The organism is Bacteroides fluxus YIT 12057, assembly GCF_000195635.1.
In the GTDB taxonomy this organism is placed as follows: Bacteria; Bacteroidota; Bacteroidia; order Bacteroidales; family Bacteroidaceae; genus Bacteroides; species Bacteroides fluxus.
Genome location: NZ_GL882697.1, coordinates 85,473 through 110,644, shown reverse-complemented (window position 1 = coordinate 110,644; position 25,172 = coordinate 85,473). Strand labels below are relative to the sequence as shown.

At 46.5% G+C, this 25,172-nt stretch carries 17 protein-coding genes; 6 read left to right on the top strand and 11 right to left on the bottom strand.

Features of this window, described 5'->3' with window-relative positions:
• Positions 1-144 precede the first annotated feature (144 nt).
• From HMPREF9446_RS17730 to HMPREF9446_RS17695, 8 genes are all read right to left on the bottom strand, one after another.
• The gene (locus HMPREF9446_RS17730) at positions 145-1,473 is read right to left on the bottom strand and encodes a DEAD/DEAH box helicase (RefSeq protein ID WP_039969950.1); all 1,329 of its coding nucleotides are present in this window, start codon (positions 1,471-1,473) and stop codon (positions 145-147) included.
• A 161-nt stretch (positions 1,474-1,634) separates the two neighbouring features.
• Positions 1,635-2,909 (bottom strand): NADH:ubiquinone reductase (Na(+)-transporting) subunit F, encoded by a 1,275-nt coding sequence (gene nqrF, locus HMPREF9446_RS17725; protein ID WP_039969948.1) that lies wholly within the window; start codon positions 2,907-2,909, stop codon positions 1,635-1,637.
• Positions 2,910-2,926: 17 nt separating this feature from the next.
• A complete protein-coding gene (nqrE, locus tag HMPREF9446_RS17720) occupies positions 2,927-3,553 on the bottom strand; it encodes an NADH:ubiquinone reductase (Na(+)-transporting) subunit E (protein WP_005828321.1) in 627 nt (208 codons plus the stop codon).
• A gap of 106 nt (positions 3,554-3,659) precedes the next feature.
• The gene (locus HMPREF9446_RS17715; RefSeq protein ID WP_039969946.1) at positions 3,660-4,295 is read right to left on the bottom strand and encodes an NADH:ubiquinone reductase (Na(+)-transporting) subunit D; all 636 of its coding nucleotides are present in this window, start codon (positions 4,293-4,295) and stop codon (positions 3,660-3,662) included.
• A gap of 4 nt (positions 4,296-4,299) precedes the next feature.
• The gene (locus tag HMPREF9446_RS17710; RefSeq protein WP_009127123.1) at positions 4,300-4,989 is read right to left on the bottom strand and encodes a Na(+)-translocating NADH-quinone reductase subunit C; all 690 of its coding nucleotides are present in this window, start codon (positions 4,987-4,989) and stop codon (positions 4,300-4,302) included.
• A 91-nt stretch (positions 4,990-5,080) separates the two neighbouring features.
• Positions 5,081-6,241, bottom strand: a complete 1,161-nt coding sequence (locus HMPREF9446_RS17705) for an NADH:ubiquinone reductase (Na(+)-transporting) subunit B (RefSeq protein ID WP_009127122.1) — start codon at positions 6,239-6,241, stop codon at positions 5,081-5,083.
• A gap of 99 nt (positions 6,242-6,340) precedes the next feature.
• Positions 6,341-7,690, bottom strand: coding sequence for a Na(+)-translocating NADH-quinone reductase subunit A (locus HMPREF9446_RS17700; RefSeq protein ID WP_009127121.1), 1,350 nt, complete (start codon positions 7,688-7,690; stop codon positions 6,341-6,343).
• A gap of 174 nt (positions 7,691-7,864) precedes the next feature.
• Positions 7,865-9,265 (bottom strand): C1 family peptidase, encoded by a 1,401-nt coding sequence (locus tag HMPREF9446_RS17695; RefSeq protein WP_009127120.1) that lies wholly within the window; start codon positions 9,263-9,265, stop codon positions 7,865-7,867.
• 159 nt (positions 9,266-9,424) lie between these two features.
• Here HMPREF9446_RS17695 and HMPREF9446_RS17690 point away from each other — a divergent pair, with 159 nt between their 5' ends.
• From HMPREF9446_RS17690 to HMPREF9446_RS17680, 3 genes are all read left to right on the top strand, one after another.
• The gene (locus tag HMPREF9446_RS17690; RefSeq protein WP_009127118.1) at positions 9,425-10,627 is read left to right on the top strand and encodes a BamA/TamA family outer membrane protein; all 1,203 of its coding nucleotides are present in this window, start codon (positions 9,425-9,427) and stop codon (positions 10,625-10,627) included.
• Between the two features lie 233 nt (positions 10,628-10,860).
• A complete protein-coding gene (locus HMPREF9446_RS17685; protein WP_009127117.1) occupies positions 10,861-12,051 on the top strand; it encodes a glycosyltransferase family 2 protein in 1,191 nt (396 codons plus the stop codon).
• Positions 12,052-12,074: 23 nt separating this feature from the next.
• Positions 12,075-14,759, top strand: a complete 2,685-nt coding sequence (locus tag HMPREF9446_RS17680; RefSeq protein WP_009127116.1) for a hybrid sensor histidine kinase/response regulator — start codon at positions 12,075-12,077, stop codon at positions 14,757-14,759.
• 67 nt (positions 14,760-14,826) lie between these two features.
• On the opposite strand, the gene HMPREF9446_RS17675 is transcribed toward HMPREF9446_RS17680, so the two are convergent.
• Entirely contained in the window at positions 14,827-16,602 is a 1,776-nt protein-coding gene (locus tag HMPREF9446_RS17675) for an oxaloacetate decarboxylase (protein WP_039969966.1), read from the bottom strand.
• 183 nt (positions 16,603-16,785) lie between these two features.
• The gene (locus HMPREF9446_RS17670) at positions 16,786-17,289 is read right to left on the bottom strand and encodes an RNA polymerase sigma factor (RefSeq protein ID WP_009127114.1); all 504 of its coding nucleotides are present in this window, start codon (positions 17,287-17,289) and stop codon (positions 16,786-16,788) included.
• 273 nt (positions 17,290-17,562) lie between these two features.
• Here HMPREF9446_RS17670 and HMPREF9446_RS17665 point away from each other — a divergent pair, with 273 nt between their 5' ends.
• Entirely contained in the window at positions 17,563-20,466 is a 2,904-nt protein-coding gene (locus HMPREF9446_RS17665) for a M16 family metallopeptidase (protein ID WP_009127113.1), read from the top strand.
• An 89-nt stretch (positions 20,467-20,555) separates the two neighbouring features.
• On the opposite strand, the gene HMPREF9446_RS17660 is transcribed toward HMPREF9446_RS17665, so the two are convergent.
• Positions 20,556-21,179 carry a trimeric intracellular cation channel family protein gene (locus HMPREF9446_RS17660; protein WP_039969943.1) on the bottom strand — a complete coding sequence of 208 codons (624 nt, stop codon included), beginning with the start codon at positions 21,177-21,179 and terminating at the stop codon, positions 20,556-20,558.
• Between the two features lie 140 nt (positions 21,180-21,319).
• Here HMPREF9446_RS17660 and HMPREF9446_RS17655 point away from each other — a divergent pair, with 140 nt between their 5' ends.
• Positions 21,320-22,405 (top strand): UDP-N-acetyl glucosamine 2-epimerase, encoded by a 1,086-nt coding sequence (locus HMPREF9446_RS17655; protein ID WP_009127111.1) that lies wholly within the window; start codon positions 21,320-21,322, stop codon positions 22,403-22,405.
• Between the two features lie 160 nt (positions 22,406-22,565).
• Positions 22,566-25,151: a DUF5686 and carboxypeptidase-like regulatory domain-containing protein gene (locus HMPREF9446_RS17650; protein WP_009127110.1), complete on the top strand. Its 2,586-nt coding sequence runs from the start codon at positions 22,566-22,568 to the stop codon at positions 25,149-25,151.
• Positions 25,152-25,172 lie beyond the last annotated feature (21 nt).

The following is a 25,172-nucleotide window of genomic DNA, read 5'->3' as shown; positions in this document are numbered from 1 at the left end:
TATTGGTATATACAAGAAATATGCACCAATCTGTTATGTATGGTTGCCAAGAGGTATATTTGAAGACAAACTGAAAGTTATAAGCTCCCATACCTTTTTAATCAACAGAAAAGATGAAAGAAAAACGAATATTTATAAGACAGTTCATTTTGCCTCCTCGATAATCGTCTTCATACCTTTTATTTTTTCACCGCGGATCAAAGTAAGAAGTTGATTTGACTTACTACGACGAATGGCTACAAAGGCATAATGCTCCTTCACATCTACCTGCCCCACATCTTCTTTTGCCAATCCACCTTTCTTATAGAGAAAGCCGACAATATCTATCTTATTCAGTTTGTCTTTTTTCCCTTTTCCTATATATAAGGTAGTCCACCGGGATTTGGCAGGTTTGGGCGTTTGTTCCGGCAATTCAAAAACGGGCGTGTCTTCCGGAATGTAACCTGGCAACGGCTCTTCAGAATGTAGAATCAGAAAAGAAGAGCCACGTGCCTCCCAGCGTGCCGTACGTCCGTTCCGGTGAGTAAAAGCTTCCTCATTGACAGGAAGGTGATAATGCACCACATTGTCAATGCCGGGAATATCCAGGCCGCGGGCTGCGAGGTCAGTAGAAACCAGTACCGGGCAACTACCGTTCCGGAATTTATAGAGTGCCCTTTCACGGTCCGCCTGTTCCATTCCTCCATGGAAAGCGTCACAGGGAAACTTCTTTGATTTCAGATAACTTGTAACGCGTTCCACACTTTCACGGTAATTAACGAATACCAAAGCGGAACGATCTCCCAAGGTGCACAACAAGCGGTAAAGCGTTTCCAGTTTATCCTTTTCCGGTGAAATGACACGTTGCAGATTCAAACGTTCGGAAACAGGTCCGGCATCAAGAAAATCCAGTTTGCAAAGCCGGGAGTCACCCATACTGCCTACTCCGGCAAATTGCGGGATTTCTTCAGCATCAGTGGCAGAAAGCAACACACGCTTCTTCAATGATGGCAACTGTCCGATGACTTCTGACATTTCATCATGAAAACCGAATTCAAGGCATTTATCAAATTCGTCAATTATCAAGGCCGTAACCGTACGTGCCTCAAAATTTTCTTTCTTCAGATGGTCATTCATTCGTCCCGGCGTCCCGATGATGACCGACGGATTTATTCCACGCATCGTCCGGTGTTCCTCCATTGCCGGACGTCCACCATAGCAACTCATAGCCTTGAAAGGCGTATTCATAGCCTTGAAAACGTTTTCTATCTGCAAGGCCAGTTCCCGGGAAGGTACCAGCACTACCGCCTGTACTCCCGGCACATCCGGACTTAAGGCCTGTACCAACGGAAGCAGAAAAGCAAGGGTTTTTCCGGAGCCGGTGGGTGAAAGTAAAACCAAATCTTTATCCGACCGATAAGCTTCACAAGCAGCTTTCTGCATCGGAGTAAGTTGTTCTATCTTTAAATTGCAAAGAATATCAGTAAGTTCCATGTACACCATTATTTTAGTTAGAGGTACAAAGATACACATATGGCATCTATTTGCCTCACGAGATCGGGAAAATCATTCTCCAGGATATAAAAAGAAGCGGCAAGTGGTATAAAACCATTTGCCGCCTTTCTCTTTAACTGAAGGACAGAATCCTCTTGTCCTTATCCTCCGAAATTGTCGAACATCAAGTTCTGAGCAGGAACACCAAGGTCGTCGAGCATCTTCTCAACAGCTTTCGACATCGGGCCGGGACCACACATGTAGTATTCGATGTCTTCGGGAGCTTCGTGGTCTTTCAAGTAAGTCTCGTAGATTACGTTGTGTACGAAACCCGGAGTATATTTCACGCCCGCCGCATCGGCTGCCGGATCGGGACGGTCCAGTGCAAGATGGAACTTGAAGTTGGGGAAATCCTTTTCAATCTGCAGGAAGTCTTCCAAATAGAACACTTCGTTCAAGGCACGTGCACCATAGAAGTAATTCATTACACGGTCTGTAGTATGCAGCGTCTTCGTCATGTGCATAATCTGTGCACGCAACGGAGCCATACCGGCACCACCGCCGACCCACATCATCTCTTTCTTGGAGTCGAATATCGGATGGAAGTCTCCGTAAGGGCCACTCATGGTTACCTTGTCACCCGGTTTCAAGGTAAAGATATAAGAAGAAGCGATACCCGGCATTACATCCATGAAGCCCGGACCCTGATCTTTCGGCTTGAACGGAGGCGTAGCGATACGTACCGTCAGCATAATGCGGTCGCCCTCAGCAGGATAGTTGGCCATAGAATAGGCACGGATGGTTTCTTCGTCATTGCGGCACTTCAAGCCCAGCAGACCGAATTTCTCCCATGCAGGCAAGTATTCCTTGCCGATAAGTTCCTTGTCGATGTCCTTATCATAATCCATCGAATATTTAGGGATCTTAATCTGCGCATAAGAACCCGGAACGAAATCCATGTGCTCGCCTTTGGGCAATGCAACGATGAACTCTTTGATGAATGTAGCCACATTCTTGTTGGAGATAACCTCGCACTCCCACTCTTTCACGCCCAGCACACTTTCGGGAACCTTGATAGCCATATCACTTTTCACCTTCACCTGGCAACCCAGACGCCAGTGATCCTGTATTTGCTTACGGCTGAAGTGCGGAGTCTCAGAAGGCAGGATTTCACCTCCACCTTCCATCACCTGGCACTTGCACTGTCCGCAGGAACCTTTACCACCGCACGCGGAGGAAAGGAACACACCATTTACAGACAGCGTATTCAGCAATGTAGAACCGGAAGCTACGTCCAGTTCCTTGTCGCCATTGATAGTCAGTTTTACATTACCTGAAGGCACCAAGAAGTTTTTGGCAACCAACAGGATAACAACAAGCAGGATGACAACCACGAGGAATACTCCAATGCTTGCTAATATCATATTCATATCCATTGTTTTATTCCTTTCTTTTAGATGTTCAAACCAGAGAAACACATAAATGCCATTGCCATCAGACCTACTGTGATGAAAGTGATGCCCAGCCCTTTCAGCGGAGCCGGAACGTCAGAATAGGCCATTTTCTCACGGATGGCAGCCAAGCCTACGATAGCCAGTAACCAACCGATACCGGAACCCAACGCATAAGAGACAGCATCAGCAATACCACCGATGAATTTAGGGTCACTCTCGCCCAGCGTGATGCGCTGCTGCATGAAAAGAGAAGCACCCATGATGGCACAGTTTACAGCAATCAGCGGCAGGAAGATACCCAGTGAAGCATAAAGCGAAGGACTGAAGCGCTCCACGATCATTTCCACCAACTGAACGATAGCTGCAATCACAGCAATGAAAAGAATAAAACTCAAGAAGCTGAGGTCAACGCCTTCAATGATTGCGTTGGCAGCCAGCACCTTGGTCTGCAATAAATAGTTGACCGGAAGCGTAACCACCAACACAAAAGTTACGGCGATACCCAGTCCCACGGCAGTCTTCACATTCTTCGAAACGGCAAGGTAAGAACACATGCCGAGGAAGAACGCGAATATCATGTTGTCCACAAAGATAGAGCGGACGAATAAACTTATTAAATGTTCCATAATCTTTATAAGTAGTTAAGTAGTAAGTAGAAAGTAGTAAGTAGAAAAGTGATTCAGAGTATCTGATTCTAACTACTGGCTACTGAATGCCGACTACTTTAAATTATTACTTTTCCTGCAATTCTTTGTGGCGTGCACGCTGGTACCAGATGATACAGGCACAAAGAATCAGTGCCATTGGCGGCATCAGCATCAAGCCGTTGTTCACATAACCCAACTTCTGCAGAGGTTCATAGTTCAAGATGTTGAAACCAAGCAGCGTTCCCGAACCCAGAAGCTCGCGGAAGAAAGCTACGATTACCAAAATCTTGGCATATCCCAAACCATTACCCACACCGTCGAGGAAAGACTCCCAGGGACCATTCTGCATGGCAAATGCTTCCAAACGTCCCATCAGGATACAGTTGGTGATAATCAGACCTACATATACAGAAAGCTGCACACTTACGTCGTAAGCAAAAGCTTTCAGAATCTCACTTACGATAGTTACCAACGCGGCAACAACCACTAGCTGAACGATGATACGGATACGGTTGGGTATCGTCTTGCGCAGCAGTGAAATCACTACATTGGAGAATGCTGTAATCACCGTCACCGAAAGACCCATCACGATGGCAGGCTCCAGCTTGGCAGTAACAGCCAAAGCAGAACAGATACCCAAAACCTGCACGGTAACGGGGTTGTTCAGTCCCAGCGGAGTAGAGAATACTTCTTTATTCTTCTTTGAAAACAATTGTCCCATATTCTTATTCCTCCTCATTATTATTAGTTAAAAAGTTCTTGTAGCTGCTCAGACAAGCTTTCAGCATGGCATCCACACCTACAGAAGTGATGGTACCGCCGGAAATACCGTCCACCTGGTAGTCGGGCTTCTCCACCTTGCCGTTCTTCACAACACCAAGGGCAATCTCACCGTTCTCAAGCGTCTTCTTGCCGGAGAATTCTCCCTGGAAATGCGCGCCTGCGATTTCAGCACCCAGACCCGGAGTTTCGCTGGCATGGGAAAAGTAAACACCGTAAACGGTATCCTTGTCGCTGTTCAGCGCAACATATCCCCAGATAGCACCCCAAAGACCGGCACCGTAAACAGGGAATACATATTTCTTTTCACCGTCAACCTCGGCCACGAATACGTGCAGACGATTGTTCTCTTTGGCTTCCTTCTCGTAAGCGGTAGCAAATGCACCGGTATTCTCTGCCAGCGTACCGTCAACATTCATCAGCATATCGCCCTTTACATATTTATTATATTCTGCTTCGGCATCCTTCACGTCCTTGATGTTGAGTGCAGCAAGAATCTGCTTCTTCGTATCAAGTTCCACGTTCTTGTTCTGCGTCTCGCGCAGTGAAGAACTTACGAATGCCAGCAGGAATGCAACGATAACAACCATTACCGAAGCATAAATGATAGTATAACTATTACTATTGGTATTCATTTTCTTAAATTTTGAATTTTGAATTCCGAATTTTGAATTAAGTATGCAGGCCTTCGCCCATCATTCATAATCCATCATTCATAATTCACAATTATTTAACTGCACGTTTCTCGCGGCGACTGATGTTACCCTGTACCACACAATAATCAATCAGCGGAGCGAAGATATTCATCAACAGGATGGCAAGCATCATACCTTCGGGATAACCGGGGTTCAGCACACGGATAATGATGGCCATTGCGCCAATCAGGAATCCAAAGATATATTTGCCGGTTTCCGTACGTGCCGATGTAACGGGATCGGTAGCCATGAACACGGCACCGAAACAGAAACCACCCAGCACAAGGTGTTCGTACCAAGGCATCTGCGCCATCGGAGTGTCGGGACCGATTGCATTGAACACCCACGCCATAAAAGCACCGCCCACGAATACGGAGAACATCGTCTTCCAACTTGCAATGCCCGTCCACAACAGCAGAATGGCACCCAGAGCGATGGCGATGACACTTGTCTCACCGATAGAACCCGGAATAAGACCGGTCACCATATCCCAGGAGAACTCCGGAACGGCACCCGAGGTAGCGGCTGCCCCCAGCGGAGTAGCTACCGTCAGACCATCCACCGACTGTCCCAGACCGAAGATACTGTCGCCCGATACCCAAACGGCATCACCGGACATCTTCGTAGGATAGGCGAAGAAAAGGAATGCACGGGTAATCAAGGCAACGTTGAACACATTCATACCCGTGCCGCCGAATACTTCCTTGGCGAAGATTACGGAGAATGCAGTGGCCACTGCCAGAATCCACAGCGGACAATCCACCGGAACGATCATCGGAATCAAGATACCGGAAACCAAGAAGCCTTCCTGAATCTCCTCCTTCTTCCACTGAGCCACTACGAACTCAATGCCGAGACCTACCACGTATGATACAATGATTTTTGGCAATACAGCCAGGAAACCGTAGATGAACATTTCCCAGAAGCCTCCGGCAGCACCGGTAGCGTGAAAATGCTGGTAACCTACGTTATACATACCGAACAGCAGCGCCGGTATTAACGCAATGACCACCATCGACATGATGCGTTTGCTGTCAATGGAGTCGTGAATATGCGTTCCCGATTTCGAAGTGGTATTGGGCACGAACAAGAATGTTTCGAAGCCGTCGAACACCGACTGAAATGCGTGGAATTTGCCGCCCTCTTCAAAGTTCGGCTTTATCTTGTCGAGATAATTTCTTAACGCTTTCATTTATTAATCTTGAATTTTGAGTTTTGAATTTTGAATTATAAATCAGCGAACTGCCTTTTGCCGCAATTCATCATTCATCATTTATAATTCATAATTAGTTTACGCCATTTCAGCACGGAGCATATCGAGTCCGGCACGTACGATGCGCTGTACTTCCACCTTGGAAGAACATACGAATTCGCAGAGAGCGAAGTCTTCGGGAGCTACTTCGTAGATGCCCAGAGCCTCCATACGGTCAATATCACCTGCAATGATTGCTTTCACCAAATATTCGGGGAAGATGTCCATCGGGAACACGCGGTCGTATTCATTGGACATGATCATGTGACGTTCGCCACCCTTGATACGGGCATCAATCACATATTCCTTCTTGCCCATCAACCAACTGAAGTAAGAGCGGTTGACACTGAACTGATTGAAGCGCGGCATAATCCAACCCAGCATTTCATGGATTTCATCTCCTTCGGGAATCACCGTCAGTTGGTTGTGGAAAGAGCCGAGGAAACCGTTCGGAGAAACCTTCTTACCGGTCAGCACGTTACCGCTGATGTAACGGAGGTCTTTGCCGGTAGTCACGTTTCCTTTGAAAACATTCGTCAGCAGAGCGCCGACTTTCAGTTTGCAATAAGCGGGTTTCAAAACTTCGGAACCCGTTACGGCTACCGTACGGGTCAGATCGACACGGCCGGTATTCATCAGTCGTCCGATGAAAAGTACAGCTTCTGCACCGATAGTCCATACTGTTTCACCCTTCACAACCGGAGAGATATGGTTGATCTGTACTCCTACGTTACCTGCCGGATTAGGGCCGTCGAAAGCAGTAACGGTAACGTTCTTTGCCTGCGTCAGGGCAGCAGCCTTTTGTTTCACACTGATACCCAGATACGTCTTTGCCATCTTTGACAAAGCGTCGAGCCCTGTCTGGAAGTTTGCTTCCTCCCCTTTCAGAGCGAATTCAAAATCAGGAGCCAGCGGATTGCTGTCAAAAGCGGAAATGAAGATTGCTTTCGGAGTCACCGTCGGGTCAGCGATAACATCGTACGGACGTTGGCGGATAAAAGCAAACATACCAGCCTGTAAAAGAGCTTCTTTCACTTGCTGGCCGTTCATTTTTGACGGATCCATCTTGCCGAATTCCTCATAGTCTTGCTCAGTGGCAGCCTCTACGACGATGTTCAGCACCTTGCGGCGTGCGCCACGCTCCACGCTTGTCACTACGCCACTGACGGGCGAAACAAATTTCAATTCAGGATGATTCTTGTCGATAAACAAGGGTCCCCCGGCCATCACATACTCCTGCTCTTTGACCACCACTTTCGGAGTGATGCCTGTATAGTCATCGGGAACCAACGAATAGAATCCCGGTTCCTTAACAGACACAAATTCCTGGGCAGCAGCGCCTTTCAGGTTGATGTCAAGGCCTTTACGTAACTTAATTACATTTGCCATGCGTTTATTTAAAATAATGGTTTCATTAATTTGCCCGCAAAAGTAATAAATTATAATGTGAATAAAGAGCAAAAAAGAAAGGAATTACGGATAAATTTCCGCAATTCCCTTCGTTAACGAACACGATGCTTAATTACAAATGATAAGTGACAAGTCAGGAGCATCCATATCCTCTTATTCCTCCTCCGCAAACATCGGGTCCCATGCCGGCAAGCGGATAGGTTTTTGTTTAAATAGTTCCATAACCTTGGCAGGAACATATTTTGTTTCTACTACCAGACGGAACATATATTCATTAAACCAGTCATCGGTCATGATGAGATGTCCCTGATAACCGGTTCCTGCTCCCCAACTATTTTCAACCATCCACTTGACCGGTTTTCCATCTTTATTCAAATCAACAGCCATCAGCGTCATTGCATGAGACGAACCGCTGGAAAAGGTCTGGATACGCTGCTTCTTATCCATGCCGAAGGTGGTTCCCATCAAAGACTCATAGTCATAGTTTTTTACATCCAATAATCCACGTTCGGAGTTCAGGAACTTGCCCACGTCACAAGAGAAATACATCATGGTACTGTCTTTCAAGGAAGCAATGGCCATCTCCTTGATATCCTCCACCGGCAGATTGACATAAGTCCAGTTCTTCCCGTCGTATCGGTGACGGTCATAGTCTATTTCATAACATTTATAATACTCGCGGCTAGGGTCGTTCATCAACATCACATAGTTGGTTAGCAGCTGCTTATCACCATACTTTTCAAGGAAAGACATCGGGGTGTGGTGTTCAGTTTCCAATGGATTTCCCTTCGCATCCCTACGTACATAATCAAATTCCGTGGGAGGTACACCAAGATTCAACACCAGCATACGGTAAATATTTCCCAACATGGCTGTTTTCTCCTTTTCCAGTACGGCAGGCTTGGCACCTTCGGCAATCCTGTCGCGCAGCTGCAAGCCGTACTCCTTCAATTTCAGAGAAATGAGACTTGCCATACGCGAAGTATTCTCGCTGCTGTTCGTTTCCGGCATCACTTCCTTGGGAACAAGACCGTATTTGGAAACAATGTCCGCCACCCCGGTGAAAGTTCCACCGTCACTCAACGGATGTTGGAAAAGCCATTCCACAGTCTTGTCACTCATAGGACTCTTGCCGGTATCGATTATCCCCTGCAGAAAAAGATTAGCTTTTTCCAGCTGATCCCAAAAGAACGGGTAAACCTGAGAGAACTCAAAAGACTGGAAACCATATTCGGCCAAAGTCTTGGCACGCATCACATTCAGTCCCGTAAACAGCCAGCAACGTCCGGACGACTTTTGGTCAGTGATACCTTTAGAATCTACCTTGATGGAGAAATGGGTATCCATGCCCTGCAGATTCTCCTGGTTGAGAGACAATTTGCGGATATCGTTATTACCGATAGCATTGCGAAGCGCTTTATCGGAAGCGTTTCCTTCGTAACTCTGCTTGATTTGTTCAAGCATACCGGGGTTGATCCCTCCTTTTCCCTCTTGTGCCTGCAAAGAAAAAAAGGCGGCACTAAAAACAATTACAGATAAAAATCGTTTTTTCATCGAATCAGTATATTTAATTTATGTAAGTCCGTAAAATGACCTTTGGGCAAAAGTAATCTCTTTTTTGATAATTTTAGCGACTTCTTTAGAAATATTATCTATTCCACTGAAAACTATTTCAGATAAAATAGTTTCCTTTGCAGCCACATTTCGTAAGATATGAAGAAATATATACTAAGCATAATTACACTGGTGCTGGCAGTTACCACTCTTTCAGCCCAAGACAAGGTGAATACGGCAACGGCCGATACGATCCCTGCATTGACAAAAAAGGAACTGCGCAAGCAGAAAGTAGCGCGCAGAAATTTCCACTACAACATTTTAGGAGGTCCGAGCTATACTCCGGATTTTGGCGTTTTAATCGGTGGAAGCGCACTGATGACTTTCCGTATGAATCCCGGTGATACCACACAGCTGCGCTCAGTAGTCCCCATGGCGATTGCTTTCATGTTCAACGGCGGTGTCAACCTCTTTTCCAAGCCGCAGCTTTTCTTTAAAGGCGACCGTTTCCGCATCTTCGGAAAATTCAGCTACAAGAATACAGAAGAGAATTTTTATGGTATCGGCTACCGAACCAATAAGGATTATGAACGCAGTGACACTACCAGCCAATACCGTTACAGTGGGGTACAGATCAATCCCTGGTTCCTGTTCCGCCTGGGAAACAGCAACTTCTTTGCCGGTCCGCAAATCGACATCAACTACGACAACCTGACCCGGCCTGCGAAGCATCTTATCGATGAACCTTCCTATAAAGCTGCCGGAGGTACCGCCGACGGATACAAGAATTTCAATTCCGGTGTGGGTTTCCTCATGACCTACGACAGTCGCGACGTTCCTGCCAATGCCTACAAAGGCGTTTATCTTGATTTCCGCGGCATGATGTATGCCAAATTTATCGGCAGTGACCAGACTTTCTACCGTCTGGAAATAGATTATCGCCAATACAAGTCGCTTGGAAAACGCAAGGTGCTTGCCTGGACCGCCCAGACCAAAAATGTATTCGGAGATGTTCCCCTGACACAATATGCCCTTACAGGAACTCCTTTCGACCTGCGCGGGTACTATATGGGACAATACCGCGACAAGTCATCGCACGTAGTTATGGCAGAATATCGCCAGATGTTCAATACAGACCGCAGCACGTGGGTGAAACGCATGCTCAACCATGTAGGTTTCGTCGCATGGACCGGCTGTGGCTTCATGGGGCCTACCCCCGGAAAGATAGAGGGTGTGTTGCCCAACTATGGCGTAGGGCTGCGCATCGAAGTACAGCCCCGCATGAACGTACGCCTGGATTTAGGGAAAAACACCGTAAACAACCAGACACTGTTCTACTTCAATATGACAGAAGCGTTTTAAGTAATGACTTGTTTAGCCTTGCCAGCCCGTTTCTTTCCGGTAAAGGATGATGATTAATAGCATTTCAATCATAGAGTCATCCAAGCTCACCTCTGTAATAATCCCGTCTCCTTATAGTATGGAAACTACTTGAAGAACAAACATTTTCTTTTATTTTCCTTGCATCGGTAAAAGATTATACCTATTTTTGACAGATATATATTTTTTTTATAAAAAGAAAACAATCTGATGCAATGAAAGCTTTTGAAGCACTATTCTGGATAAGTTTATTGATAGTATTCTATACCTATATCGGATATGGCATACTATTATATATTCTGGTTAAAATAAAAGAATCCTTCCACAAGCCGGTTCGCCGGCCGATGCCGGCCGATGAAGCATTGCCGTCATTGACATTATTCATAACCGCCTACAACGAAGAAGACGTAGTGGACGATAAAATGCGCAACTGCCTGAAGCTGGACTATCCTGCCGACAAGCTCCGCATCGTCTGGGTGACCGACGGCAGCAACGACCGCACCAACGAGCGCCTCTCCCGCTGGCCTCAAGCCACAGTCCTCTACCAACCCGAACGGCAAGGAAAAACCGCTGCCCTAAACCGGGGTATGCACTTCGTTGAAACACCGCTTGTCGTATTTACCGATGCCAATACATGTCTCAACCGCGAAGCCTTGCGGAAAATAGTACATGCCTTTACCGACCCGAAAACCGGATGCGTGGCAGGAGAAAAGCGTATCGCCGTGCAAAGCAAGGACAATGCCGCCTCCGGCGGCGAAGGCTTGTACTGGAAATACGAATCCGCCCTCAAGGCACTGGACTCACGGCTCTATTCAGCAGTAGGTGCGGCAGGCGAGTTGTTTGCCATTCGCCGTGAACTGTTCGAAGAAATGAAGGCAGATACTCTGCTCGATGACTTCATACTGTCCCTGCGCATCGTCATGCGCGGATATACCATCACATACTGCGCCGACGCCTACGCCGTTGAAAGCGGCTCGGCCGACATGCACGAGGAAGAAAAGCGCAAGGTACGCATCGCCGCCGGCGGATTGCAGTCCCTCTGGCGGCTGCGTCCGCTGCTGAACCCGTTCCGTTACGGAACATTCTGCTTTCAATACATTTCCCACCGGGCGCTGCGCTGGTCGCTTACTCCCATCTTATTGTTCCTGCTGCTTCCCCTCAACATCATTCTTATTTTCACGACAAGCACCCCTTTGCCGTATGCCGTCATCTGGCTGCTCCAAACCGTGTTCTACCTCATGGGAAGCTGGGGCTATTACCTCTCTACGAAGCATATAAAAAACAAAATACTCTTTGTCCCTTACTATTTCCTCTTTATGAACATCAACGTAATAAGAGGATTCAACTACCTGCGCAAACGAAAAGGCACCGTAAACGGCACATGGGAAAAAGCTAAAAGAGCATAAATCTAAATACTGGGAAAAAAGACATGAAAAACATTCTGAAAAATGCGGAAAACACCGAAAGGTTGTTGAAGCTGACATCAGACACCATGATTATTCTGGATAAGAATGGAATCTGTATAGACATTGCGATTTATAACGTGGACCTTTGGTTTATGAAGGAAGACAAGTTGCTGGGCAAAAACCTGCTCAGCCTGATTCCCCCATCCACTTACGCACAGATCTATCCGGAGTTCCATAAAGTGCTGACCCACAAGACACGTTCCGTCCGCAATTATGAAATGACATTGGGCAATACGACCTATTTTTTCAAATGCATCATGTATCCGTTCGACGGAATGGTACTCTGCCAATACCGGGACATCACGGAACGTAGCTTGCGCAAGCTGGAACTTGAAAGAAAAAACCAGGAACTGAATGAAATACAGAAAGCCGCGCTCATCGGGAACTGGCTGTACAGTTCCGATACCAAAACCTTTACATATAGCGGGCACACCGATATACTAAGTACAGAACAGGTACAGGAAACCAGTCTGGACGACTATCTGAAGCTGATTCTTCCCGAAGACCGGAAAAGTTTCACCAACTGGCTGAAGGACAACCTGCAGGGAAACTTGGAAAACAGCATAGACTACCGCATCTGTTTTCAAGAGCACATCTACTATACCCGCCTCAAGACCTTTGCACGTGAATATGATAAAGACAAGAACATTATTTTAGAAGGCTATGTGCAGAACATCACCGACATACAGCAACGGCGCAATGATATCAATCTGCTGACGCATGCCATCAACAACTCCACAGAAGACATATACTCCGTCCATGAAGACGGCACGCTGATATTCGGCAACCGCTGTTTCAAGGAAAGGCATGGCATTGGTGACACACAGGACATCACCAAACTAAAAATATATGATTTACCTTCGTACGGAAGAGATGAAAAATCATGGAAAGAATTTGCCGAAAGCGTTAAACGCGGTGATACCGCCCAAGGCTACATAGTCCACAATCCATTGCCATTGTGTCCGGAAGTGCTTGCCATAGAGGGAAATGCATACTGGGTGACCAGTGATAAAGGTGAAGGAACCGTCTGGACATTCGGAAGGGACGTCACGTCACGCATCCGGCACGAACAACAAGTGAAACGCTTCAACCGGATTCTGGACAAAATCATCGAAAATCTCCCTGCAGGCATTGTGGTGAAAGACATCAGCAACAACTTCAAATACATCTACCGGAACCGTGAATCCTACAACCGGGGAATCAAGATGACCGAGGCTTTGGGCAAAGACGATTTTGATTTCTATCCTTTGGAAACGGCAAAAAGGAAAAGAGAGCAGGACATCAAAATAGCCGAAACAGGAAAAGAAATGCACTGGACAGCGGAGGAGCATGACATTAACGGAAAATCCATTTACCTCGACAAACGGAAAATGAAGATTGAAAGCAGTGAATTCTCTCCCATCCTGTTGAGTATCGAGTGGGACATCACCGAGATGGAACGCATGAAACGCGAGTTGTTGGTAGCCAAAGAGAAGGCAGAAGCTTCCGACCAGCTGAAATCCGCTTTCCTCGCCAACATGAGCCACGAAATACGGACACCTCTCAATGCCATCGTAGGTTTCTCCCGCATCATTGCAGAAAGTACGGATGCTGATGAACGCCTGAATTATTACGAGATTGTAGCAGTAAACAATGAACGCCTGCTGCAACTTATCAATGAAATCCTTGACTTGTCAAAAATCGAAGCGGGCATTGTGGAGTTCACCATCACGCCGGTGCGCCTGCATTCACTCTGCAAGGAAATATACGACGCTCATGTTTTCCGTTGTCCCCAAGGAGTGGAACTCATTTACGAATCCTCCGACGAGGGTATCGTTATCGACGGAGACAAAAACCGCCTCTTCCAGGTAGTTTCCAATCTCATAGGAAATGCTTTCAAATTCACCACCAACGGGAAGATAAGCTATGGCTATCACCGCGAGGGGGATTATGTGGTATTCCATGTCAATGACACCGGCAGCGGCATTGCGGCTGACAAGCTGGACCGGATATTCGAACGCTTCGTCAAGGTAAACACCTTTGCACAGGGTACAGGATTGGGATTATCCATCTGCAAGACCATTATAGAGCGGATGGGAGGCAACATATCCGTCAGTTCCGAAATAGGGAAAGGAACCACATTCACTTTTATCCTTCCTCTGACAGCACCACAAAAAGAAGGAGAAGTACAAGAAGACTCCGAAGAAAGAGTTCCTGAAAGTGGAAAAGGCATGGAACATGACAATGACAGCACCACGACAAGTAAGGAAAACGGAGAATGCCTCCCAAAGAAAAAGGAAGTACCCCATTCTTCCGTACCTACCATTTTGGTTGCCGAGGACACGCATAGCAATTACGTGCTGATAAAAGCCATATTAGGAAGCACTTACCATCTTGAACATGCCCAAGACGGCATGGAAGCCGTCACCATGTTTGAGAAGATACGCCCAGACTTAATCTTTATGGATATGAAAATGCCGAATCTCGGAGGTCTGGACGCCACACGTATCATCCGCGAGCTTTCCCCGGACATCCCCATCATAGCCCTTACCGCCTATGCGTACGAACACGACAGGCAAGCCGCCTTAGACGCAGGCTGCAATGAATTTCTGACAAAGCCTTTCGTACAAGAGATTCTCAAAGACACAGTGAAGAAATGGCTGAAATAAAAACAGGGAAGCCTCTTTCCTGCCCGGATTTACCCTTCCGGCAAGAACGAGGCTTCCCCTAGTCATTTTATGCAAAAATATCACTTCTCTGAATATAGGCTATCACATCCCCCTTACGCACATTGGCACCTTGCTGTGCACAAACTTCAACCACACGTCCGGTAAATCCAGGCAATATCTTCTCGTATTCCCCCCAAGGGGTAGAAAGATAACAGAACACTTCATCATGCTGATACTTACGACCGATGAAAGGCGCTGATGAAGGCCCCTCTACCGAAACCTCCCAAAGCACCTGTCCGTTGGCAGGAGCAATGACCGGGTCTGCCTTGGCACGTTTCAACTTCTTGATTTCTTCTTCCGAATAACCGCTTTTTGCCATAGCTGCATCCTTGGCACGTTGCAGTTCGTCCTGGAAACGCTTCTTGGCAGCCCCCGACTTGAAATCACGATACTGGCGGTCGTGCATAGCCAGCTCAAAGAGTTCTTCGTCATCTTCTCCGTACTCCCAGCCATTCTCATCCATTTCCTTGCGATATTCATCCAACGCATCCGGGTAATTCAATTGCGGATCGGTATCGACAAACTCATACCCCTTGGCTTTGGCAAGTTCTACAATTTCCGGTGCCAACGTACCCGGAAGACGTCCGCTCTTGCCCAATATCATATCCCAAGTATGGTTATCGATCATCGTCCAACGCTCCTCACCTTTCACCAACTGCATGACATTCATCAATGCCACATTCTTCACATACTGGCTGAAAGGAGTTACCAAAGGAGGATAACCGAGCTTAGGCCATACATATTCCACTTCATCGAAAAGCATGACAAGCAAGTCGTCGATACTGAGTTCCGGTTCATTTTTACCCCTCAATATCATATTGATACCGGAATGTACACCTTTCAAATCCGCCATCATGGAACCCATCATCCCTCCGGGCAATCCACACTTCAACAGAAGCGAGGACATATGCTTATTGGTAGGATCCATGAAATATCCCAGAAAATCATCAATGAATTCTTGGGTCATGGCGCGAGCTTTCATGTAAGCTTTCATGTTGATATCGGGCACTTGGAAACCCTTATCTTTCAGCATGGCCTGCACAGAGATGACGTCCGGATGAACCTTACCCCATGACATGGGTTCCATAGCCACATCTATAATATCCGCACCGTTTTCACAGACTTCAAGAATGGACGCCATAGACAATCCCGGCCCGCTATGTCCATGATATTGTATCAGCACTTCAGGATGTTTCTCCTTGATAGTCTTAACCAGCTCTCCCAACATTCCCGGACGACCTATACCTGCCATGTCTTTCAGACAGATTTCAGGTGCTCCCGCTTCAATCAGCTTGTCGGCAATCCCGGCGTAATACGCTACGGTGTGTACGGGAGAGTAAGTGATACAAAGTGTTGCCTGAGGTATCATACCCGCCTCCAAGGCATATTTAATGGAAGGGATAATATTTCTAGTCTCGTTCAGTCCGCAGAAGATGCGGGTGATATCCACTCCCTGCGCATGCTTCACCCTATACATCAACTGACGCACATCTGCCGGAACAGGATACATACGCAGCGCATTCAAACCACGGTCAAGCATGTGTGTCTGAATCCCCGCTTCTCTAAAAGGTTTCGTAAAAGCACGAACAGCATTATTAGGGTTTTCTCCATATAAAAGATTCACCTGTTCAAAAGCTCCTCCGTTAGTTTCAACTCGCGCAAAACAGCCCATCTCAATAATTAACGGAGCTATACGTACCAACTGGTCAACCCGAGGCTGGTATTTACCGGAAGATTGCCACATGTCCCGATAAACAAGACTGAATTTAATTTCCTTTTTCATCATAGTCAGTAATAAGTGATTTTTTCTTCGGTTAACTTAACATATACAAATATAAAGGATTATTCTGACATATAGTCAAGAATAATCCCTAAAAATTCAAGTATAAAGATATGTTTTATATCATAATGCAACCAAATTGTAGATACTTTGCCATCTCAAGATAGCAATTCACAGCTTGATGGCTTAGATAAAGTCTTTCAATTCTTCCTGCAATTTCTGACGGGTAAAGAATATACGGCTTTTCACGGTTCCGAGCGGTAAACCGAGACGTTCGGCTATTTCGCGATATTTGAAACCGGAAACGTGCATCGAAAAAGGAACTTTATAGTCACGAGGAAGGGAGTTTACTATACGGTGCATCTCTTTCAAGTCGTATGCGCCTTCTGTACTCGCAAAACCGGAATCCTGCGGCATACTTAAATGATACAGGTTATCAGTCTGGTCGACAAATGTCTGCTCGCGGACGATTTTCCGATAATTATTAATAAAGATATTACGCATAATCGTGTACATCCACCCTCTGAAGTTCGTGTCAGGTTCAAATTTGTCTTCGTTGTCCAAAGCCTTTAGAGATGTCTCCTGCAACAAATCATTCGCTTCTTCCCGGTCGGCTGTCAACTTGTATGCAAAGCGAAGCAGTTCCTCTTGCACTGCAAGCAAATCTTTTCTAAAACTGTAAGTATTCATACTTTGCTTCTTTTTTTAAATGGTTAATAATGGTTTAGGTTTTCTTGAATGCAAGTATAAAGAAGATTCTCCATTCCGGGGGACGGAAGATGATTATTCTTAGGGGTGAAAACTATCAATTGACAGTTTTCACCCCCTCCCCTGGTAGTTTACGGGTGTTATTTTCATCTTAAAATAATCTTTTTCCGAATCTTTCGTAAAGAAATTGTGATTTTTTTATAGCTTTGCCTACATATAGAAAAACACTTTTATTACATAAAAACACTTTATTTTATGAAATCATTTAAGTTTAAACCGGTTCTTTTACTGGCAATGGTTTTAATTTCCCTGCCCTCCTTTGGACAAGGATTAAAAGCATTCAAGCTGAAGAACGGTCTTTCCGTATATATATGGGAAGACAACACGAAATCAGATGTGTATGGTGCTGTCGGCGTGCGCACCGGAGCTGTCAATGATCCGGCCGAATATACCGGCCTCGCACATTACCTGGAACATGTCATGTTTAAAGGTACAGACAAGATCAGTACGCTCGACTGGGCTGCCGAAGAACCTATCTACAAAAAAATCATCGCCAAATATGACGAGATGGCAGATGAAGCCGACCCGATAAAGAAAGAAGCCATCGGAAAAGAAATAAACGAATTGACCATCGAGGCCGGAAAAGTAAGTGTATCCAATGAGTTTTCCAACCTGATGGAAAGTATGGGAGCCAAGGGTCTGAACGCCGGAACCAGTTATGATTATACGATTTATTTTAATTCTTTCCCGGCCTTCCAGATCAACAAGTGGCTGGAGATTTCTTCACAGCGTTTCATCAACCCCGTATTCCGTACCTTCCAGTCCGAATTGGAAACCGTATATGAAGAATACAATCGCGGTCAGGACAACCCGGGCAGAGTGCAACAACAATTCCTGCTAAGCAAAGCCTTTGAAGGACATCCGTACTCCCGTTCGGTATTAGGTCTGCCCGAACACTTAAAAAATCCACGCCTGAGCAAACTAATCGAGTATTACAATACATGGTACACACCGGAGAACATGGTACTGATTTTAGTCGGCAATGTCAATGCCCAACAAATCAGCGGACGTATCAATGCCGCCTTTGGCCGTTTACCCAAGAAGAGCACTCCCGAACGCAAACAGTATTCTGAGTTAGATATCAAAGGGCGTACCCAGTACAATGCCAAAATCGGCTACTACCCCAGCGTATATCTGGTATATAAAGGTGTACCTGCAGGACATCCGGACGAAAAGGCACTGGAAATAGCCATGAAATTACTTTCCAACGGCAGCAACACCGGTACATTGAACAAACTGGTAATCGGCGGTGAACTCACCAGCGGGGTAGCTCTCCCCATGACGTTCCGCGAACAGGGACGCAACGTCGTAAATGTGATTCCTTTATACGACGAAAACCAACGCCGTTTCGAATCCAACAAAAGTGCGGAAAAGAAAGCCCTGAAAGCCATCCAGCAAATTGCCAACGGCGAATTTGAGGAATGGGCGGTAGCAGCCATCAAAAACAACATGTGCCGCGACTACGACCTGCAGATGGAATTCAACGAAAACAGAGCCAATGAGTTGATGAATGCTTTCATCAATGAAACAGACTTGAGCAAGGTATTGAACTATAAGGATGAAATCATGGCCATCACCAACGAAGACATCAAACGCGTCGCCAAGCAATATCTGTCCGACAACTATCTGGCACTTTACATCGAGAAGGGCAAAAATAAAGAAGAAAGTAAAATCAAGAAGCCCGGGTACAAACCCATCGAGCCGCCTGTAGGCAAACAGTCTCTCTATGCCACACAGTTCAAGAACATGCCTATCGGAAACGTGAACGAAAAATTCATGGACTTCAGTGACGTGCAAATCAAGAAGCTGAACGACCGCTCCAAAATGTATTACACCAAGAATCCGGAAAACAATATATTCAGCCTGACGCTGAGATACGGTGTCGGAGAACGCGAGTTCCCCAAACTGGGCATCGCAGCAGAACTAATGAACAATGCCGGAATCATGGGTGCATACGAACCCCAGCAGTTGAAAGAAGAATTGAGTAAACTCAACGCCACTTGTTCGGTGAATGCCGATGACGACTACCTCTACATCACCATGAGAGGTTATGAAGAAACGTTGCCGCAAGCTTGCCAGCTCCTTGCCCGCCAGATATTAATGCCCAAACTGGACGACAAACAATTAAGCCGTATCAAAGGCTCCATATTGGGAGGCCGCCAGCAACGTAAAGAGAACGTCAGCCTGCTGGCAAACGCCCTGACGCAGTACATACGCCATGGAGAAAAGTCCAGCTATATCGATGAACTGACAGACAAGGAAGTCTATGAACTGCAAATATCCGAATTGACAGGTGACATCAACCGTGCCGCCAACTATGAAGCGGAAATCTTCTACTGCGGTACTCTGCCCTTCGAAAACGCATACGATATCTTGAGCAAGAATCTGCCGCTGGTTGCCAACGAACGTCCCAGCCAATCGCCTCAAGACACTCCCCTGGCACCGGTAACGGAGAACACGATCTACTTCCTGCCAAACTCGGACGCTGAACAGGCACAGATATCCTTCTACCTGCCTATGCAGAAATATGAAAAGAAAGACGATGTGCTGCGCGATGCTTTCTATCAATATTTCTCCGGAGGGTTCAACGGACTGGTCATCAATGAAATCCGCGAAAAGCGTTCCATGGCCTATACAGCCGGAGCCTATATAGCAACACCAGAGGTTTTAGGAAACCAGACCTACATGATCGGAAACATCGGCACACAAAACGACAAGGCCAATGATGCAGTGGATGTATTCATGGGACTCATCAACGACATGCCAAAGAATGCTGAACGCATAGACAATATCAAAAGCTACATGCGTCAGGAAGCTTTGAGCACACATCCGGACTTCCGCTATAAGGCGCGATACCTCAAGATGTACCAGCAAATGGGCTATAAAGGAGATCCTGCCGAAGAAAACCTGCCGAAGATTGACGCACTGACATTCGACGACATCGTGAAGTTCTACGAAGAAAACATCAAGGGAAAACCATACGCCATCGGCATCATGGGTAATCCGAAAGATATAGACTTGAAAAGACTGGAAAAGTATGGCAAGGTCGTAAAACTCAACGAACGTAAATTGTTCAACACGAAGGATACTATGTTCTGATAGAGAACACAATCCAATAAAAAAAAGAGGCTCAAAATAAGATGAATTCTTAATTTTGAGCCTCTTTTTACCTGATAATAGATGTGATATCACTCCTCCTGTTCCCCGTTTCCTGAAAGAATAGGTAAGCAAATCCTATATTTCACTGCCAAAATGCGCGTAATAAAAACCGTGACGCCTCCTACAATCTGGCAAATAAAAGCCTCCAGACCCAACAGATGGCACAGCCAATAGCATGTACCGCCCACCACACACGCCATGGCATAGATCTCTTTCCGGAAAATCAACGGGATTTCATTAATGAACACGTCACGTATCACACCTCCGGCCGCACCGGTAATGCTACCCATGATGATGGCTACCCAGAAAGGATACCCCAAAGCGAGGCTTTTTCCTACACCTACCACCGTAAACAGCGCCAGACCGATGCTGTCGAAAATAAAAAACGTATTGTGCAAATGAATAAGGTACTTTCCGAAAAGGATAACCCACAGCAAGGCTAGCCCCGTACAGATTAAATAAATAGGGTCAGTCATCCAGCCGGGAGTGACATCCAACAACAAATCGCGTATCGTACCGCCGCCTATGGCAGTCACAAACCCCACAACGTATGCCCCGAACCAGTCGAACCTTTTTGCCGAGGCCAGGCGTATGCCACTGATAGCAAAGGCGAATGTACCTATAAAATCGAGTATCTGAACAAATGTCGGCATTGTCATAATGAATTTATAAATTAAAGAATTAAATAATCAAAGCTTGGCAATTTTCAAGGTGTATTCAAAATAATGGGGCAAAGTAACAAATAATTTCCCTAAGAAAACGTATTTTTGTCTCATCATTTAAAATTTTTGAAATGAAAATTACCATCGTATCGGGTGCACGCCCCAACTTCATGAAAATAGCGCCTATCTGCCGTGCCATTGACGCGGCCAGAGAAGCAGGAAAGAAAATATCCTATCGCCTTGTTTACACAGGTCCTCAAGATGACACCAGTCTGGACGCCTCCCTTTTCTCCGACCTGGCGATGAAAAGACCGGACGCATACCTCGGGATCAGCGGACACGACCATTCACAAGTAGCGGCTGCCATCATGCTGGCCTTTGAAAAGGAACTGGATGCCAACCCCGCACAAGTAGTATTGGTTGTAGATGACATGACCGCCACCATGAGCTGTGCCATCGTCGCCAAAAAACGGGGATTGAAGGTAGCGCACGTCATTGCCGGCACCCGTTCTTTTGACATGAACATGCCCCGTGAAGTGAACCGCACCATTGTGGATGCCATCTCCGACTACCTCTTCACCGCTGGTATGGTAGCCAACCGTAACCTCAACCAGGAAGGTATGATACCTGAATATATCCATTATGTGGGAAACATACTGATAGACACCATCCGCTATAACCGCCACCGTCTGATTCAGCCCTTATGGTTCCCTACACTCGGTTTGCGCAAAGGCAATTATCTGCTGCTCACTCTCAACCGGCGGGATTTGCTGGAAAAGAAAGCAGTTCTGCATTCCTTGTTACAGACTCTCATTGAAAAAGCAGATGGCATGCCCATCGTAGCCCCCCTGCATCCATACGTGGAGAAAGCGGTCAAGTCGCTGGACTTGAACATACCCAATCTGCATATCCTGCCTCCACAAAGTTACCTGCATTTCGGATTCCTCATCAACCAGGCCAAAGGTATCGTCACCGATTCGGGCAACATCGCCGAAGAAGCTACTTTCCTTGATGTCCCCTGCATCACTCTCAACACTTATGCCGAGCATCCTGAAACCTGGCGCATCGGAACCAATGAACTGGTGGGCGAGAATTCCTTTGCGCTTTCCGCCGCACTCGACAAACTGCTAAACGGAGAATGGAAACATGCCACTCTGCCCGACCGCTGGGACGGGCGGACAGCAGAACGAATTGTACAAACGTTGCTCAACGAATAGCTGAGAGACGGATGATACAGCGCAGTGCAAAGTACGATACTGACTTGATAAAGAGTAATTTTTGTTGGTTACAGCCGATAGGTTTATAACTATATAAGATTATTTTGCTTCTTGATTAACAGTAATTTGTTAACTTTGCACTCTGATTTATATATAATATATGAAGCAACGACATATCACTCTCATCCTTTTTCTGCTGTTTTTGTTTGCCTCTATCGGCGCATCCGCACAGATTAAAGGTGTCATAACAGACTCCCTCACCAACGAACCCTTGATGTATATCACTGTACAATACGAGGGTAAAGGTGTAGGCGGGATTTCTAACGGTAAAGGAGAATACCAGGTTGAAACGCGTAAAGGCTGGGACGAACTGACCTTTTCCGCTGTAGGTTACATCACGCAAAAGATAAAAATAACTCCCGGGACCAAAGTTCTGAATGTAAAGATGGTACCGGACGATATCATGCTTGCCGAAGTCGTGGTAAAACCCAAGAAAGAGAAATACTCCCGCAAGAATAATCCTGCCGTGGAGTTTATGAAAAAGGTCATCGAGCATAAGAAAGCATTGAAACTGGAAGAGAACGACTACTACCAGTTCCAGAAATACGAAAAGATGAAAATGTCCATCAACGATGTCACACCGGACAAGACGGAAAAAGGCATCTACAAAAAGTTCTCTTTCTTCAAAGACCAGGTGGAAGTTTCGCCAAAGACCAACAAGATGATCCTTCCCATCTCCATCAAAGAGACGGCATCCAAAACCATTTACCGTAAAAATCCCAAGAGCGAAAAGACCATCATTGAAGGGATGAATTCCAACGGTATCGAAGAGTTCTTCAGTACCGGGGATATGTTGGGTACCATTCTTACGGACGTATTCTCGGACATCAACATCTACGATGATGATATCCGCTTGCTGCAACGCCGTTTCGTCAGTCCCATAGGACGTGGCGCCATCAGTTTCTATAAATACTATCTCATGGATACCTTGATGGTGGACAAACAAGAGTGCGTACACCTTACTTTCGTCCCCCAAAACCCGCAGGACTTCGGTTTTACCGGCCACCTCTACGTTGTAAAGGACTCTACCTACGCGGTGAAAAAAGCCACCATGAAACTGCCCAAAAAGACAGGTGTCAACTTTGTGGAGAACCTCGACATTGTCCAGCAATTCGAACAGTTGCCGGACAGCAACTGGGTACTGACCGATGACGACATGACGGTGGAACTGGCTTTCGTCAAAGGTATCCAGGGACTGGAGGTGCAACGTACCACCAAATATACCGACTATAAATTCGAAGAAATAGAGCCCCGCCTCTTCCGGCTGAAAGGAAGCGTCATAAAGGAAGCGAACATGCTCGGCAAGAGTGATGAATACTGGGCAAAAGTACGCCAGGTGCCACTCACCAAGAAAGAGAGTACAATGGACTTGTTCATGAACCGGATTGAACAGATACCGGGCTTCAAATACGTCATATTCGGGGCAAAGGCCTTGATTGAAAACTTTGTGGAGACAGGCAGCAAGAAGCATCCGAGTAAATTTGACTTCGGGCCTATCAACACGATGATTACCAGCAACTACGTAAACGGTACGCGCTTCCGTGTAAGCGGCATGACTACCGGTAATCTTGACCCGCACTGGAGCTTGAGCGGCTATGGTGCATATGGTACCAAAGACAAAAAATGGTTCTATTCGGGACAAGTGGCCTACTCTTTCAACAAACGCGAATACGTGTTGTGGGAATTCCCGAAACACTACATCGCCTTCAAGTACACATACGATGTCATGTCCCCCATGGATAAGTATCTGGCAACGGACAAGGATAACCTGTTCGTCGGATGGAAATGGACCAAAGTCGACCAGATGTCCTACATGCGCGATGCTACCCTGAGCTATGAATTGGAAACGAATGCCGGATTCTCCATCCAGGCCATGGCACGCCACCGCAACGACCAGCCTGCGGGTATTCTGCAATATTGGAAGAACAATGGCGGCACGCCCGGAGAATGGGACCAAAAGAATACACTGGTACATGACATCACTACTACCGAACTGGGTGTAACCTTGCGCTACGCTCCCGGTGAAACCTTTGTCAACACCAAGCAGCGCCGCGTCCCCGTATCCTTGGACGCCCCCATCTTCAGCCTCTCCCACACGGCAGGCTTTAAAGGCGTGTTGGGAGGCGAATACAACTTCAACCTGACGGAAGCCAGCATACGCAAGCGTTTCTGGTTTGGTTCATGGGGCAAACTGGATGTTACCGCCCGTGCCGGTGCACAATGGAACACAGTTCCGTTCCCCCTGTTGAACCTGCCCATGGCAAACCTCTCGTACATCACCCAGAACAATGAGTCCTTCAACCTCATCAACAATATGGAATTCCTCAACGACCGTTATGCCTCCCTCAACCTGAGTTATGACATGAACGGAAAGTTGTTCAACCGCATTCCTCTCATCAAGAAGTTGAAATGGCGTGAAATGTTCCGTATCCGCGGCTTGTGGGGCACATTGACCGACAAGAACAATCCGTATAAGAGCAACAACCCGGATTTGTTCCTTTTCCCGACACGCGATGGCGTGCCGACCAGTCACATCATGGGTGATACCCCTTACATTGAAGCAAGTGTAGGTATCTACAACATCTTCAAGTTATTGCATATCGAGTATGTCCGCCGACTGACCTACACCGACATTCCGGGAGTAAAGAAGGGAGGCATACGGTTCATGATATTGATGATATTCTAAAGTAGTTACAAGTTACAACCA

What these genes read in the sequence shown, in the direction of transcription:
- HMPREF9446_RS17730 (WP_039969950.1), bottom strand. Translation starts at nt 1,473, where the DNA reads ATGGAACTTACTGATATTCTTTGCAATTTAAAGATAGAACAACTTACT.
- nqrF (WP_039969948.1), bottom strand. Translation starts at nt 2,909, where the DNA reads ATGGATATGAATATGATATTAGCAAGCATTGGAGTATTCCTCGTGGTT.
- nqrE (WP_005828321.1), bottom strand. Translation starts at nt 3,553, where the DNA reads ATGGAACATTTAATAAGTTTATTCGTCCGCTCTATCTTTGTGGACAAC.
- HMPREF9446_RS17715 (WP_039969946.1), bottom strand. Translation starts at nt 4,295, where the DNA reads ATGGGACAATTGTTTTCAAAGAAGAATAAAGAAGTATTCTCTACTCCG.
- HMPREF9446_RS17710 (WP_009127123.1), bottom strand. Translation starts at nt 4,989, where the DNA reads ATGAATACCAATAGTAATAGTTATACTATCATTTATGCTTCGGTAATG.
- HMPREF9446_RS17705 (WP_009127122.1), bottom strand. Translation starts at nt 6,241, where the DNA reads ATGAAAGCGTTAAGAAATTATCTCGACAAGATAAAGCCGAACTTTGAA.
- HMPREF9446_RS17700 (WP_009127121.1), bottom strand. Translation starts at nt 7,690, where the DNA reads ATGGCAAATGTAATTAAGTTACGTAAAGGCCTTGACATCAACCTGAAA.
- HMPREF9446_RS17695 (WP_009127120.1), bottom strand. Translation starts at nt 9,265, where the DNA reads ATGAAAAAACGATTTTTATCTGTAATTGTTTTTAGTGCCGCCTTTTTT.
- HMPREF9446_RS17690 (WP_009127118.1), top strand. Translation starts at nt 9,425, where the DNA reads ATGAAGAAATATATACTAAGCATAATTACACTGGTGCTGGCAGTTACC.
- HMPREF9446_RS17685 (WP_009127117.1), top strand. Translation starts at nt 10,861, where the DNA reads ATGAAAGCTTTTGAAGCACTATTCTGGATAAGTTTATTGATAGTATTC.
- HMPREF9446_RS17680 (WP_009127116.1), top strand. Translation starts at nt 12,075, where the DNA reads ATGAAAAACATTCTGAAAAATGCGGAAAACACCGAAAGGTTGTTGAAG.
- HMPREF9446_RS17675 (WP_039969966.1), bottom strand. Translation starts at nt 16,602, where the DNA reads ATGAAAAAGGAAATTAAATTCAGTCTTGTTTATCGGGACATGTGGCAA.
- HMPREF9446_RS17670 (WP_009127114.1), bottom strand. Translation starts at nt 17,289, where the DNA reads ATGAATACTTACAGTTTTAGAAAAGATTTGCTTGCAGTGCAAGAGGAA.
- HMPREF9446_RS17665 (WP_009127113.1), top strand. Translation starts at nt 17,563, where the DNA reads ATGAAATCATTTAAGTTTAAACCGGTTCTTTTACTGGCAATGGTTTTA.
- HMPREF9446_RS17660 (WP_039969943.1), bottom strand. Translation starts at nt 21,179, where the DNA reads ATGCCGACATTTGTTCAGATACTCGATTTTATAGGTACATTCGCCTTT.
- HMPREF9446_RS17655 (WP_009127111.1), top strand. Translation starts at nt 21,320, where the DNA reads ATGAAAATTACCATCGTATCGGGTGCACGCCCCAACTTCATGAAAATA.
- HMPREF9446_RS17650 (WP_009127110.1), top strand. Translation starts at nt 22,566, where the DNA reads ATGAAGCAACGACATATCACTCTCATCCTTTTTCTGCTGTTTTTGTTT.